This is a genomic window from Paraburkholderia sp. SIMBA_053, assembly GCF_046534895.1.
GTDB classification, from domain to species: domain Bacteria; phylum Pseudomonadota; class Gammaproteobacteria; order Burkholderiales; family Burkholderiaceae; genus Paraburkholderia; species Paraburkholderia caledonica.
On sequence record NZ_JAWRXU010000001.1, the window covers coordinates 35,449 to 50,520 of the forward strand.

General features: G+C 61.2%; 12 protein-coding genes. 10 read left to right on the forward strand and 2 right to left on the reverse strand.

The features are described 5' to 3' along the window. Window positions 1-51: 51 nt before the first annotated feature. Window positions 52-1,047, reverse strand: coding sequence for a GlxA family transcriptional regulator (locus tag SB753_RS00145; RefSeq protein WP_020067498.1), 996 nt, complete (start codon window positions 1,045-1,047; stop codon window positions 52-54). 531 nt (window positions 1,048-1,578) lie between these two features. Between SB753_RS00145 and SB753_RS00150 the strand changes: the two genes are divergently transcribed. The 10 genes from SB753_RS00150 (at window position 1,579) to SB753_RS00195 (ending at window position 14,084) form a co-directional block, all read left to right on the forward strand. Further along, window positions 1,579-2,853, forward strand: a complete 1,275-nt coding sequence (locus SB753_RS00150) for a serine hydroxymethyltransferase (protein WP_088176235.1) — start codon at window positions 1,579-1,581, stop codon at window positions 2,851-2,853. 18 nt (window positions 2,854-2,871) lie between these two features. Continuing rightward, on the forward strand, window positions 2,872-3,843 hold the full coding sequence (locus SB753_RS00155) for a dipeptidase (protein ID WP_020067500.1): 972 nt from the start codon (window positions 2,872-2,874) through the stop codon (window positions 3,841-3,843). A gap of 54 nt (window positions 3,844-3,897) precedes the next feature. Next, window positions 3,898-4,434 (forward strand): DUF5943 domain-containing protein, encoded by a 537-nt coding sequence (locus SB753_RS00160; protein WP_020067501.1) that lies wholly within the window; start codon window positions 3,898-3,900, stop codon window positions 4,432-4,434. A gap of 33 nt (window positions 4,435-4,467) precedes the next feature. Further along, a complete protein-coding gene (locus SB753_RS00165) occupies window positions 4,468-6,531 on the forward strand; it encodes an NADH:flavin oxidoreductase (RefSeq protein WP_020067502.1) in 2,064 nt (687 codons plus the stop codon). A gap of 2 nt (window positions 6,532-6,533) precedes the next feature. Beyond that, window positions 6,534-8,447: a (Fe-S)-binding protein gene (locus SB753_RS00170; protein WP_204521248.1), complete on the forward strand. Its 1,914-nt coding sequence runs from the start codon at window positions 6,534-6,536 to the stop codon at window positions 8,445-8,447. Window positions 8,448-8,451: 4 nt separating this feature from the next. Then, entirely contained in the window at window positions 8,452-9,621 is a 1,170-nt protein-coding gene (locus tag SB753_RS00175) for an electron transfer flavoprotein subunit alpha/FixB family protein (RefSeq protein WP_410798392.1), read from the forward strand. After that, on the forward strand, window positions 9,618-10,394 hold the full coding sequence (locus SB753_RS00180; protein WP_410798394.1) for an electron transfer flavoprotein subunit beta/FixA family protein: 777 nt from the start codon (window positions 9,618-9,620) through the stop codon (window positions 10,392-10,394). The genes SB753_RS00175 and SB753_RS00180 overlap by 4 nt, the downstream gene beginning before the upstream one ends. Window positions 10,395-10,467: 73 nt before the next feature. Then, window positions 10,468-11,772 carry an aromatic ring-hydroxylating oxygenase subunit alpha gene (locus SB753_RS00185; RefSeq protein ID WP_410798396.1) on the forward strand — a complete coding sequence of 435 codons (1,305 nt, stop codon included), beginning with the start codon at window positions 10,468-10,470 and terminating at the stop codon, window positions 11,770-11,772. A 33-nt stretch (window positions 11,773-11,805) separates the two neighbouring features. Continuing rightward, window positions 11,806-13,059, forward strand: a complete 1,254-nt coding sequence (locus SB753_RS00190) for a 2Fe-2S iron-sulfur cluster-binding protein (protein ID WP_410798398.1) — start codon at window positions 11,806-11,808, stop codon at window positions 13,057-13,059. A gap of 167 nt (window positions 13,060-13,226) precedes the next feature. Beyond that, the gene (locus SB753_RS00195) at window positions 13,227-14,084 is read left to right on the forward strand and encodes a glycine betaine ABC transporter substrate-binding protein (protein WP_020067508.1); all 858 of its coding nucleotides are present in this window, start codon (window positions 13,227-13,229) and stop codon (window positions 14,082-14,084) included. Window positions 14,085-14,163: 79 nt separating this feature from the next. Here SB753_RS00195 and purU read toward each other — a convergent pair whose 3' ends face one another. Next, a complete protein-coding gene (purU, locus tag SB753_RS00200; protein WP_410798400.1) occupies window positions 14,164-15,039 on the reverse strand; it encodes a formyltetrahydrofolate deformylase in 876 nt (291 codons plus the stop codon). Window positions 15,040-15,072 lie beyond the last annotated feature (33 nt).

Genomic DNA, 15,072 nt, shown 5'->3' on the forward strand with positions numbered 1-15,072 from the left:
GGATCTCCGTTCAACGCGTTTTTGTTTGACGCTGGCGAGTACGGGCGTTTTTCAGGCCGCCATAACCGGCGCCGAAGACAGAGAAGGCGATTGCTTGCGACGCTCGCGCGTGGGCGCAGTGCCGAATGCGTCGCGATAACTTTTCGAAAAGTGGCAGGCGGACTGAAAACCGCACGCCATCGTGATGTTCATGATCGACATATCGGTTTGCAGCAGCAGTTCGCGCGCGCGCCGCAAACGCAGCGTCAGATAGTAATGCGTGGGCGTCATCCCCAGATGCTCGCGGAAAAGGCGCTGCAACTGCCTTTGCGACATGCCGGCGAGTCTCGCCAGTTCCTCGCGTGACAGCGGCTCCTCGATGTTGTTCTCCATCAGCGAGATCACTTCGAACAGCGACTTGTTGGCCGAACCGAGTCGCGCGACCAGCGGCATTTTCTGTTGCGCGCTCGTATCGCGCACATGTTCGACGATGAACTGCTCGGCGATCTGCGTCACACGGGCGGTGCCGACGCGCGGAGCGATCAGGTTCAGCATCATGTCGAGCGGCGCGACACCGCCTGTGCATGTCACACGGTCGCGATCGATCACGAACAGTTCTTTCAGAAAACGCGTGTCGGGGAATTCTTCTTTAAGCGCCGACATGTTCTCCCAATGAATCGCACAGGCGTAGCCCGCGAGCAACCCGGCACGCGCGAGCGCATAGGTGCCCGTGCACAGGCTGCCGAGTACACAACCCATGCGGGCGAAACGGCGCAATGCGGACAAATGAGCCGGCGTGGTCGCGTGTTGCACGTCGATGCCGCCGATCACGAACACGATATCCGGTTGGCCGACGCATTCGACGGGACCCGTATCGACCGACAAACCATTGCTTGCCGCCACCGGCCCGCCGTCGGGACTCACGATCGACCAGCGATATAGCGTCTGTCCCGTCAGGTAGTTCGCCATGCGCAGTACTTCGATCGCATTGGTGAACGCGATCATCGTGAAGTTCGGAACGGGCATGAAGGCGAAATGCGACAGTGACGCCGTGCGATCGGTGGACATGTGAGGAGTGATTCCTTGGAATCTATAGTGTCGCGTCGCCGTGGGGAGCGGCGACTTCTTCAATTTTGCGTACTAGCGCAACTACCATGCCATCAGGCTAAACCCTTGGTTGTCGATGCCGGTGCGCGGAACGCTCGCGAAACGGCACCACGAGTGCACACAGCAGCACCACAGCAGCACCACCGACGCTGAAAACCCGCACCTTAACCGCGCATCGCGTTTAGCTGCTGTTCAGAATTCCTTCAGCATCGAACGGTCGTTCGACCTCGGCATGGCCGCGCGAGCGACATCTCTCAGGGTACTTACCGAGGCGCCGGTCACGAGATCGGCAGGCTCGCGCGGGCGACTTGTCGAAAAAGGTCGCTCATGGCGGAAAAGGCAAAGAACGCGTCTGAATTCATAAATTGACGCGCGATGCAAGCGTCAAGAATAGACGCAATGCAAGCCGGTAGCAGCAGGGCGCAAGCGCCGCACAAGCCAAGCGTCAGCGCGGCTTCCGGGCCTTCCCGTCAACGATTCCACGGACCTTCCATGTCGAACCCGAATCCTTTCTTCGAAGAATCGCTCGCCACGCGCGATCAGGCGGTGCGCGGCGCTATTTTGAAAGAGCTCGAGCGCCAGCAGTCGCAAGTCGAACTGATCGCGTCGGAAAACATCGTGTCACGCGCGGTGCTCGAAGCACAAGGCTCGGTGCTGACCAACAAATATGCGGAAGGTTATCCGGGCAAGCGTTACTACGGCGGCTGTGAATACGTCGACGAGATCGAGACCCTTGCGCTCGAACGCATCAAGCAACTGTTCAACGCGAAGTTCGCTAATGTGCAGCCGCATTCCGGCGCGCAGGCGAACGGTGCGGTCATGCTCGCGCTGGTGAAGCCGGGCGACACGGTGCTCGGCATGTCGCTCGACGCGGGCGGGCACCTCACGCACGGCGCGAAGCCGGCCATGTCGGGCAAGTGGTTCAACGCGGTGCAGTACGGCGTCAACCGCGACACGCTGCTGATCGACTACGAGCAGATCGAGGAACTTGCGCAGCAGCATAAACCCGCGCTGCTGATCGCCGGCTTCTCGGCGTATCCGCGCGCGCTGGATTTCAAGCGGCTGCGTGCGATTGCCGACAGCGTCGGTGCGAAGCTGATGGTGGATATGGCGCACATCGCCGGCGTGATCGCGGCCGGACGTCACGCAAATCCCGTCGAGCATGCGCATGTAGTGACCTCCACCACGCACAAGACCTTGCGCGGTCCGCGCGGCGGCTTTGTGTTGACGAATGACGAAGACATCGCAAAGAAGATCAATTCTGCTGTGTTCCCCGGCTTGCAAGGTGGCCCGCTGATGCACGTGATCGCGGGCAAGGCTGTCGCGTTCGGCGAGGCGTTGCAACCCGGCTTCAAGACCTACATCGACAACGTGCTCGCCAACGCACAGGCGCTCGGCGAAGTACTGAAGGCGGGTGGCGTGGATCTCGTGACGGGCGGCACCGACAACCATCTTCTGCTGGTCGATTTGCGGCCGAAGGGCCTCAAGGGCAATCAGGTCGAGCAGGCGCTGGAGCGCGCAGGCATTACGTGCAACAAGAACGGCATTCCCTTCGACACGGAAAAGCCGACGATCACCTCGGGCGTGCGCCTCGGCACACCCGCGGGCACGACGCGCGGCTTCGGCGTGAACGAGTTCCGCGACGTGGGCCGCTTGATCGTGGAAGTGCTCGATTCGCTGCGCGATCACCCCGAAGGCCATGCGGCCACCGAACAACGCGTGCGCCGCGAAATTTTCGCGCTGTGCGAACGCTTCCCCATCTACTGAGAACACCTGGAGCACACGATGAGCAATTTGCACGAAAACAGCATCATCATCGACGGCCTGAACATTTCCAAGTTCGAGCGCTCGGTGTTCGAAGATATGCGTAAGGGCGGTGTGACCGCGGTGAACTGCACGGTGTCCGTGTGGGAAAGCTTCCAGAAGACCGTCGATAACATCGCCGAAATGAAGCAGCAGATCCGCGAGTACAGCGAGATTCTCACGCTCGTGCGCACGACCGACGACATCTTCCGCGCGAAGAAAGAGAACAAGACGGGCATCATTTTCGGCTTCCAGAACGCGCATGCATTCGAGGACAACCTCGGCTATATCGAGGCATTTAAAGACCTCGGTGTGAACGTGGTTCAGCTTTGCTACAACACGCAGAATCTGGTCGGCACCGGCTGCTATGAGCGCGACGGCGGTCTGTCCGGTTATGGCCGTGAAGTGATCCAGGAAATGAATCGCGTCGGCATCATGGTCGATCTGTCGCATGTCGGCGGAAAGACTTCATCGGAAGCGATTGCTGCGTCGAAAAAGCCGGTGTGCTACTCGCATTGCTGCCCGTCGGGACTCAAAGAGCACCCGCGCAACAAGAGCGACGAACAACTGAAAGAAATTGCGGACGCTGGCGGCTTTGTCGGCGTGACCATGTTCGCGCCTTTCCTGAAGCGCGGTCCGGACGCCACCGTCGAAGACTATATCGAGGCAATCGACTACGTGGTGAATCTGATTGGCGAAGACCAGGTCGGCATCGGCACGGACTTCACGCAAGGCTACAGCACCGAGTTCTTCGACTGGATCACACACGACAAGGGCCGTTATCGCCAGTTGACGAACTTCGGCAAGGTCGTGAATCCGGAAGGCATCCGCACGATCGGCGAGTTTCCGAACCTGACCGCCGCGATGGAGCGCGCGGGTTGGAGCGAGACGCGCATCAAAAAGATCATGGGTGAGAACTGGGTCCGCGTATTCGGTGAGGTGTGGAAGGTTTGAGCTTCACGCGCGCATAGCCCGCAGATTCGCCCCACAAAACAAGGAGTCTTCCACATGCAACCTCAACTGCCTATCGACGTCGATGCGAACACCGGCGTCTGGACCACCGACGCGCTACCGATGCTGTACGTGCCGCGCCATTTCTTCACGAACAACCATACCGCCGTTGAAGAAGCGCTGGGCATCGACACGTATGCCGAGATTCTCTACAAGGCGGGCTATAAGTCCGCGTACTTCTGGTGCGACAAGGAGGCCAAGCAGCACGGCATCGCCGGCATGGCCGTGTTCGAGCACTACCTGAAGCGGCTTTCGCAACGCGGCTGGGGCATCTTCACGATCACGGAGAGCGATCCGTCCACGTCGCATGCGCGTATCGAACTGCATCACTCGTCGTTCGTGCTCGCGCAACCGGGCAAAGTCGGCAAGCTCTGCTACATGTTCGCCGGCTGGTTCGCGGGAGCAATGGACTGGGTCAACGACACGGCGCCCGATTCACAACGCAAGGGTCCGCCTTCGCAGTCGAAAGAAGCGCGATGCGCGGCGGAAGGCCACGACCATTGCGTGTTCGAAGTGTCGCCGCTCGCGGCATAGCACTAGAAGTCATTTATTCCGAGGTCGATCGCGATGCGTTACCCGAACCTTTTCAAGCCTCTTACGCTGAACAAGCTGACTTTGCGCAACCGCATTGTCAGCACTGCGCATGCGGAGGTGTATGCGGAACCCGGTGGACTGCCCGGCGACCGTTATATCCGTTACTACGAAGAAAAGGCCAAGGGTGGTGTGGGCCTCGCCGTATGCGGCGGTTCGAGCCCGGTCTCGATCGACAGTCCGCAAGGCTGGTGGAAGTCGGTGAACCTGTCTACCGACAAGATCATCGATCCGCTCTCGCGGCTCGCGGAAGCCATGCACGCGCACGGCGCCAAGATCATGATTCAGGCCACGCACATGGGGCGCCGCTCGGCGTTTCATGGCGAGCACTGGCCGCATCTGATGTCGCCTTCGGGCGTGCGTGAGCCGGTGCATCGCGGCAACGCAAAGATCATTGAAGTGGAAGAGATTCGCCGCATTATCACCGACTTCGCGGCTGCCGCGAAACGCGTGAAGGATGCGGGCATGGACGGCGTCGAGATATCGGCGGCGCACCAGCATCTGATCGACCAGTTCTGGAGCCCACGCACCAATTTTCGTACCGACGAATGGGGCGGCTCGCTTGAAAACCGCCTGCGTTTCGGCGTCGAAGTATTGCAAGCAGTGCGTGAAGCAGTGGGCCCCGATTTCTGCGTGGGTTTGCGCATGTGCGGCGACGAGTTCCACGAAGACGGTCTCGATCACGAGCAACTGAAAGAGATCGCGCAGGCAATGAGCGAAAGCGGCCTGATCGATTATCTCGGCGTGATCGGCTCCGGCGCGGATACGCACAACACGCTCGCCAACTGCATGCCGCCGATGGCGCTGCCGCCCGAGCCTTTCGTGCATCTCGCAGCCGGCATCAAGTCGGTCGTCAAAGTCCCGGTCATGCATGCGCAAAGTATTCGCGACGCGGGCCAGGCCGAGCGTCTGCTGGCGAGCGGCATGGTCGATCTGGTCGGCATGACACGCGCGCAGATTGCCGATCCGCATATGGTCATCAAGATCCGCGATGGCCGCGAGGACGAAATCAAGCAATGCGTCGGTGCGAACTATTGCATCGACCGCCAGTACAACGGGCTCGACGTGCTGTGCGTGCAGAACGCGGCAACCTCGCGCGAAGCGACCATGCCGCATGTCATTGCGCGTACGAACGGGCCGAAGCGCAAGGTCGTCGTGGTCGGCGCGGGTCCTGCGGGACTCGAAGCGGCGCGGGTCGCGAAGTCGCGGGGCCATGACGTGGTGCTGTTCGAGAAGAACGACTATGTGGGCGGCCAGATCATGCTCGCGGCAAAAGCGCCGCAGCGTGAACAGATGGCAGGCATTGTCCGCTGGTTCGATATGGAAACAAAGCGCCTGGGTGTGGACCGCCGTCTCGGTGTTGCCGCCGACGATAAAACCATCATGGCCGAAAAACCGGACATCGTGGTGCTTGCCACGGGCGGCTCGGCGTTCACGTCGCAAGTCGCGGCATGGGGCGTCGACGAAGGCCTCGCGGTGAGTTCGTGGGACGTGCTCTCGGGCAAGGTCGAGCCGGGCAAGAATGTTCTCGTGTACGACGGCGTGAGCACGCACGCCGGCGCCGGCGTCGCCGATTTCATCTCGAGCCGCGGCTCGAACGTGGAGATCGTCACGCCCGACGTGAAAGTGGCCGACGACGTGGGCGGCACCACGTTCCCGATTTTCTATCGCCGCCTCTATGCGCAGGGCGTGGTCCATACACCGAATTACTGGCTCGACAAAGTGTACGAGGAAGACGGCAAGAAGATCGCTGTGATCCGCAACGAGTACACGGAGGAGCAGGAAGAGCGCGCGGTCGATCAGGTCGTGATCGAGAACGGCAGCACGCCGAACGACGAGTTGTACTGGAAGCTCAAGCCGGAGTCGGTCAATCGCGGGCAGGTCGACGTGCATAAGCTCTTTGCATCCGAGCCGCAGCCGTCGCTGTCCGAAGAGCTCGGTAATGGCCGCTTCCTGCTGTTTCGCGTCGGCGACTGCATCTCCATGCACAACATTCACGGCGCGATTTACGACGCGCTGCGCCTTTGCAAGGACTTCTGACAATGAGCCCCGTGTCTGTCATCACCGTGCTGTTGTGGTTGTCGATGGCGGGTCTGGCTTTCGCGCTCGCGAAGCGCGCCGCGTATTGGCGCGTGGGTCGCGCCACGGCGGCGGGCGCGTACGGCTGGGCGAATCTGCTGTCGATTCCGAAACGCTACTTCGTCGATCTGCATCATGTGGTCGCGCGCGACCCGTACATTGCGAAAACGCACGTGGCGACTGCCGGCGGGGCGATCCTCGCGATGGCGCTCGTGTTCGTCAACTACGGTCTCGCGATCTATTCGCCGTGGCTCGACAAGCTGATCTTTCTTGCCGCGCTCGTGATGCTGGTCGGCGCGGTTTTCGTGTGGCGTCGCCGGCATGGTGCGAAAGCGGTACCCGCGCGGCTTTCGCGCGGCCCGTGGGATCATCTGCCGCTGTTGCTCGGGTCGTTCGCGCTCGGTCTCCTGTTGTTCATCGCATTGCCGGCCGGGGCGATGTCGGGCGCGCTCGCGATCATCGTCGCGCTGCTGATCGCAGTGGGCGCGTTCACGATGACATTCGGCGCCGCTCGTGGCGGTCCGATGAAACATGCGCTCGCGGGTCTGCTGCATCTCGCGTTTCATCCGCGTCAGGAGCGCTTTGCCGAGCGTAACGATCGCGACATCGTGCCGCCGACCGCATTGAAGGCGCCGTTGCTCGACGCGAAAGAATACGGCGTGGGCAAGCCCGTGGAGTTTCGCTGGAACCAGTTGCTCAGTTTCGACGCCTGCGTGCAGTGCGGCAAATGCGAGGCAGCGTGTCCCGCATTCGCCGCGGGTCAACCGCTCAATCCGAAGAAGCTCATTCAGGATCTGGTGACGGGCATGGTGGGCGGCACGGACGCCGAATACGCAGGCTCCCCAACGCCCGGCATTCCTGTCGGCAAGCATGGCGGTGCGCCTGGCAAGCCGCTGATTTCCAGCCTGATCGAGGCAGAAACGCTGTGGTCATGCACGACCTGCCGCGCTTGCGTGCAGGAGTGCCCGATGCTGATCGAGCACGTCGACGCCATTGTCGATATGCGCCGTAATCAGACGCTCGTGGAAGGCACGGTGCCGGGCAAGGGGCCGATCACGCTCTCGAATCTGCGCGAAACAGGCAGTTCGAACGGTTACGACATCGGCGCACGTTATGACTGGGCGGTCGATCTGCAAGTGCAGGTCGCGCAGCCTGGGCGCCGCGTGGATGTGCTGCTGATTGCGGGCGAAGGTGCGTTCGACATGCGCTATCAGCGCACGCTGCGCGCGCTCGTCAAGGTGCTGAACCGCGCGGGTGTCGATTATGCGGTGCTCGGCGGCGTCGAAACCGATACAGGCGACACGGCCCGGCGTCTCGGCGACGAAGCCACGTTCCAGCAACTCGCAAAGAAGTTGATCGGCACGCTCTCGCAGTACTCGTTCGGCAAGATCGTCACTTCCGATCCCCACGTGTTGCACAGCTTGCGCAACGAGTATCGCGCGTTGGGCGGCTTCTATGAAGTACAGCATCACACGGCGCTGATCGATGAACTGGTTGCGAGCGGCAAGCTGTCGCCGCGCGCGCTCGCCGCCTACGCGGACAGCAAGATCACGTATCACGATCCGTGCTACCTGGGCCGCTACAACGGCGAGACCGAAGCGCCGCGCCGCGTGCTGAAGAGCATTGGCATCAAGGTTGTCGAAATGGAGCGCCACGGCATGCGTGGACGTTGCTGCGGTGGCGGCGGCGGTGCTCCGTTGACCGACATTCCGGGCAAGCGGCGCATTCCGGACATTCGTATCGACGACGCGCGCGGCATCGGCGCCGAGATTGTCGCGGTGGGCTGCCCGAATTGCACCGCGATGCTCGAAGGCGTGGTTGGGCCCCGTCCTGAAGTGCTGGACGTCGCCGAACTGGTTGCAGCAGCGCTGGAGTAACGCGATGAACACAATCAAACGAATCGATCCGCGCCGCCCGTTCACGATTACTGTTGACGGACTCAGACGCATCACGCTGGGCGTGACCGGTGTGGCGGGTGCAATGGATTTCGCCGCATCCGGCGCCTCGCATCGGGAACAACCGAAGCCGCGCCGCACGAGCGCCACGCCGCAGCATGTGATGCTGGTGGCGGCGCACGCGGACCGTGGCGCACTCGACGATCACGCGCGCCAGACGCTGGCCGCCGCCGCATTGATCGCCGATGCCACCACCGAGGTCGTGCTGCTGGTATTCGGCGAATTTACGGGCGACGCCGGCGCATTGGGCGCTGACAAGCTGATCGAGTTGTCTTCGTTCGATCCTCGCCATTTCGCACCGGACGACGAATTGAACGCGCTCGCCGCGTGCGTCGCGGCATATGCGCCAGTGCATCTGTTCCTGCCCGACAACGCGATCGGCGACGGCGATCTTGGCCGCCGGTATGCGGCGGCGGCAAATGCGAGCGTCGCGACACACGTCGTTGAAATCGACGCGTCTCACGTGGCCGCGTATGCGCATGCGAACACCGCGTTCGCTTCGTGTGCGCTGCCAGAAGTGGTATTGCTTGCGCCCAATGCGGTCGATCCCAAGCTGCCGTTCGTCGGCGCAGGAGAGCGAGTCGCATGGCGTTTCGATGGCGAACCGACTGCCACCAGAGGCATCGTGCGCGACCTCGGTATCGAGGAGATGGACGCCGCGCAGCTCGCGCTCGAAGAAGCGGACTTCATCGTCTCCGCAGGCAACGGTGTCAGCGATGTGCCTGCGTTCGAGCGTCTCGCGGCCACGCTCGGCGCGGCGATCGGTGCAAGCCGTGTCGCAGTGGACGACGGCAAATTCACACGCGACAAGCAGATCGGCGCGACCGGCAAGACCGTTGAAGCGAGCGTGTATATCGCATTTGGCATATCCGGCGCCGTGCAGCATTTGCAGGGCATCAAAGATTGCCGGCATGTGATCGCGGTGAACCTGGATGCGAGCGCGCCCATCGCCAAGCGTGCGAACCTGACCGTCATTGCCGATGCGCAGGAAACCATCGCGGCACTCAATGACGCGGCTGCCGCAGCGCGCACTGCACGCGGCACAGGTGCTGCATTACTGAACTCGAAGGCTGTAGCGGAAGGAGCGCTCGCATGAAAATCGCCGTTCTCGTTTCCGTGGGCCGACATCCGGTGAGCGGCGTTGCGCGCTACAGCCGTAACGACGCGGCCGCACTGACGCTCGCCTTGACGCTCGCAAAGCAGCATGCTGCGACACTCGACGTGCTGCACGCCGGCGACCCTGCGAATCCCGCGCTCCAGGAATATCTTGCTCTAGGCGCGCGCTCCGTCGAAGTGCTTGCCGTTTCCAACGCAGACGGGTCGCAAGCCGATGGCGCAGCGCTGCTTGCCGCGCGTCTGCCCGGCTACGATCTCGTGCTGACCGGCACGCGAGCCGAAGGCGCTTTCGACAGCGGCATGCTGCCGTATCGGGTGGCGAATGCGTTGGGCATTCCGCTCGTCGGCGCGGCTGTCGATGTCGTCGTGAAGGACGGGTGCGCACAAGTTCGGCAATTCATGCCCAAGGGTTTGCGTCGCCGTGTCGAGGTGCAATTGCCCGCACTGATCGCCGTGCATCCGATGGCAAACGCAACGCCGACCTATGCCTATGCACGGCAGCGCGAAGGGTCCATTCACCCGGTCGCCTGTGCGGCACCCGCTCAGGCAACGGAGCTCGCCTGGACTATTCGCCCCGCGAGCAGCAAGCCGGTGCGTCTCGCCGCAGCCGAGAAGCGCTCGGGCCACGCCCGGATGCTCTCGGCAACCACGACGGAAAGCCGCGGCGGCAGCGTCGTAATTGAAGGGAGTTCCGTCGAAAAAGCACAAGTGATTCTGGCGTATTTGCGCGAGCATCAACTCGTGGATTACTGATTTCCGGTTCAGGCGAGCATGCGGCCAGGAGGGCCTGGCGCGGCGCCAGACGTGACACGCAACGGAGCACACAATGAAAGTTTCCGCAGACGTTCGCGCAATGATCGAACGCCGCAAGAAGAATTACACGCTGGAAGCGCCGTTCTATACGAGCGAGGACATCTTCGCGCTCGACATGGACGTGATCTTCCGCAAGCACTGGATTCAGGTCGCGGTTGAGCCGGACGTGCCCGAGCCGGGCGATTACATCACGGTGGAAATCGGACACGATTCCATTCTGATCGTACGCGACGACGACATGCAGGTACGGGCGTTTCATAACGTCTGCCGCCATCGCGGCGCACGCTTGTGCAATACCGACAAGGGTTCGCTCGGCAATATCGTGTGCCCGTATCACAGCTGGACGTATAACCTGAACGGCGATCTGATGTTCGCCGAGCATATGGGCGACCAGTTCGACCGCTGCAAACACAGCTTGAAGAAAGTCCACGTCGAGAACCTCGCCGGACTCATCTTTATCTGTCTGGCCGACAATCCGCCCGCTGACTTTTCCGTCATGCGCGCGGCAATGGAGCCGTACCTGGCGCCGCATCAACTGGCCGGCTGCAAGATCGCAGCGTCGATCGACATCATCGAGGAAGGCAACTGGAAGCTGACGATGGAGAACAATCGCGAGTGCTATCACTGCGTCGCGAACCATCCTGAGCTGACCATTTCGCTTTACGAATACGGTTTCGGCTATCAACGTACACCGGCTAACGAAGAAGGTATGGCCGCTTTCGAAGAGACAGTTGCGCGCCGTACCGCGCAATGGGAAGCAATGAAGCTGCCGTCGGCGGAAATCGACCGGCTCGCGGATCTCGTTACCGGTTTTCGCACGCAACGTCTGCCGCTCGATCGGGACGGCGAATCGCAGACGCTGGACGCGAAAGTGGCGTCGAAGAAATTGCTCGGCGGCTTCGAGCAGGCCGATCTTGGCGGTTTGTCGTTCTGGACGCAGCCCAATTCGTGGCATCACTTCATGAGCGATCATATTGTGAGCTTCTCGGTGATTCCGCTTTCGGCCGGCAAGACGCTCGTGCGCACGAAATGGCTCGTGCACAAGGATGCGCGCGAAGGCATCGACTACGACGTCAACAACCTGACGGCCGTATGGCGCGCGACCAATGATCAGGACCGCGCGCTCGTTGAATACTCGCAACGCGGCGCAACGAGCAGCGCCTACGAGCCGGGTCCGTATTCGCCGTTCACAGAGGGTCTCGTGGAGAAGTTCTGCGAGTGGTACATCGGCCGCATCGCAGACTACAGCAACGCGCCGCAGGCGCACGATGCGGAGCCGTCCGCATTCGGCGAGAAAGTCGTGTCCTTCAAGCGCTGAGCGCACGATCGCAACCAGGAGCGGGAGAAAACAATGATGCGCGATCAGGCGACGTTTCAGCTCGGCACCGAGCCGGCATCGCAATACGCAACAAGCCGTGTTACGCAGCCGCGCTTCTGGGACACGCTGCCCGCGCGGTGGAACAGCGATGTGGACGAAACACTGGTGTGCTGCCATATGCGCCAGGAAACGCATGACGTGAAGAGTTTTTTCTTCCGTGCGCCGGGCGAACGGACCTTCGTGTTCGAGCCGGGACAGTTCATCACGCTCGAACTGGATATCGACGGTGAATCGATCAACCGTTGCTATACGATTTCCTCGCCGCCTACGCGTCCGCACACCATCTCCATTACGGTGAAACGTGTGCCGGGCGGCAAAGTATCGAACTGGCTGCACGACAATCTGCAGGTGGGCGGCGAAGTTCGCGTGCTGGGGCCGGCGGGCGAATTCACGTGCGCCCGCCACCCTGCGCGCAAGCTGCTGTTTCTGTCGGCCGGTTCAGGCATTACGCCGCTGATGTCGATGAGTCGCGCGCATCACGAACTGGGCGAGGACAGCGACATTGTCTTCGTGCACAGCGCCCGCACGCCAGACGACATTATCTTCGCGCGTGAACTCGATCTGATCGCGTCAAATCACGCGCGTTTTCGTACCGCATTTGTTTGCGAGCGGGTTGGCGCGCGCACGAACTGGCCAGGTGTCACGGGTTTTCTGACGTTGCCCTTACTCAAGCTGATCGCACCGGACTTTCTCGAGCGCGAGATTTTCACTTGCGGGCCCGCGCCGTACATGCAGGCAGTACGCAACCTGCTGGACGAGGGCGGTTTCGACCGTGGCCATTATCATGAGGAAAGCTTTTCGTTCGATACGGTCAGCGAGGTCGCCGCACAATTGGCTACCGTGCATGTCGCCGACGTGTTGCAAAACGCGGCCGAGCCGGCAACAGCCGAGAGTTTTGTAGAAGCCCGGGAACAGGCACCGGCTTTCGAGCCGGCTGCCGCACCCGGCGTGGCCGAAGTGCAGACACGCTACAAAGTCAGCTTCACGAAAAGCAATCGTGAGATCGAGTGCGACAGCGGCCAGCATGTGCTGGATGCTGCGAAGAAAGCGGGTGTGCGCCTGCCGGCATCGTGCACGCAGGGCATGTGCGGAACCTGCAAGGTGAAGCTGGTATCGGGCGAGGTGGCGATGAAACACGCGGGCGGCATTCGTCAGCGGGAAATCGACCAAGGCATGGTGCTGCTCTGCTGCAGCAAGCCGCTCACCGATCTCGTCGTAGAGAAGTGACTGGCGCCAACGGTCAGGAACAAACTGCCGTGAGTCGCGGCAGCAAGCAGAAGAGCCAGGTCGCGTGCGGACAACTATGTGTCGCAAAACAACGTTACCGGGCAATTCTGGCTGGCGATTCTAAATGCTCAATGGGTTGTTTTTAGACGGCAAACGGGAGAACGGCGATGAGACTGATCAAAAAGATACTGGTGTTGAGCACTCTGAGTGCAGCGCTGGCGGCAACCAGCGTAAGCGCCCCGGCGGATACGAAGCCGACCATCAAGATCGGCTACGTGGAAGGCTGGGACGATAGCGTCGCGACATCGAACGTCGCCGCCCGCGTGATCGAAAAGCGCCTGGGCTATCAGGTGCAACTCGTACCGGTTGCAGCGGGTGTGATGTGGCAGGGTGTGGCGCGGGGCGACCTCGACGCGACGCTGTCCGCATGGCTGCCGGTCACGCACGGCGCGTACTGGAACAATTTCAAGGACAAAGTGGTCGATCTCGGTCCGAATTTCAACGACGCGAAAATCGGTCTTATCGTGCCCGACAATCTCGACGTGAAAACGGTCGGCGACCTGGAAGCGAAAAAGGCGGAGTTCGGCTCGCGCATTGTCGGTATCGACGCAGGTGCGGGCGTGATGCAGAAAACCAGCGAGGCAATCAAGGCTTACGGACTCGACTACAAGCTGATGCCGAGTTCGGGCAGCGCAATGACTGCGGAACTCGCGCGGTCGGAAGCGGCGAGCAAGCCGATCATCGTAACCGGCTGGAAGCCGCACTGGATGTTCGCAAAGTACAAGCTCAAGTTCCTTGAAGATCCGAAGAAAGTGTTCGGTGAGGCGGAGCACGTGGACAGCGTCGTCAATCCGGAACTGGAAAAGAAGGCGCCGCCCGTCGTCGCGTTCCTGAAGAAGTTCCAGTGGAAGCCGGGTGAGATCGACAGCGTGATGCTCGCCACGCAGAACGGCGAGAAGCCGACCGCCGCTGCCGACGCGTGGATTAGCGCACACGGCGATCGTGTAGATAGCTGGGTTAAGTAGACAGAGCTTTAGCTGTCCTCGCATCGAAGACAAAAAACGCCGCTTATCAAAGCGGCGTTTTTCTTTTGTGCTTGCAGCACTATTGCAGCACGACAGTTCTATCTCCGTTGATAAACACCCGCCGCTCGATAAACGCCTTGACCGCGCGAGCGAGCGTGATGCACTCGACGTCGCGTCCGGTGGCGAGCAGGCGCTCCGGACTGTACGAATGATCGACTCGCTCGACAACCTGCTCGATGATCGGACCTTCGTCGAGATCGTCGGTCACGAAGTGCGCAGTCGCGCCGATCAGTTTGACGCCACGCGCATGGGCCTGGTGATAGGGTTTCGCACCCTTGAAACCGGGCAGAAACGAATGGTGAATGTTGATCGCGCGTGCAGCGAGTGCACGGCTCGTCTCGCCCGAAAGAATCTGCATGTAACGCGCGAGAATCATCAATTCGGCGCCGGAGGTCTCGAATAGATCGAGCAAGCGCGCTTCCTGCTGCGGTTTTGTATCGGCGGTGATGGGCAGATGGTGAAACGGCAACCCGTGTTGTTGGGCGAGCGGTTCGAGATCGCGGTGATTCGAGCCAATGCCGACAATGTCCATCTTGAGCTCGCCCATTCGCCACCGAAATAGCAGGTCTGCGAGACAGTGCTCGAGCTTCGACACCATGATGAGTACTTTGGGACGCGTGCTGACGTCGTGCATTGCCCAGGTCATACGAAAGCGCTCGGCAATCGGCTCAAGCTCGCGTTTGAGCGCCGCGATATTTCGCGTCTCGTTCGCATCCACGCCGTGAAAAACGCAGCGCACGAAAAACCGCTCACTGAGGTCGTCGTCGAAAACGGTGAGTTCGTCGATATAACAATGATGCCGGTCGAGAAAGCCGACAACGGCGGCAACCTGGCCCGCGGCGCTCGGACACGCGACGGTGAGAACCAGTTGATCAGGACGGGAATCGGCGGACATGCGCTCTCCACATAAACGAAGGGGGATGCCGCG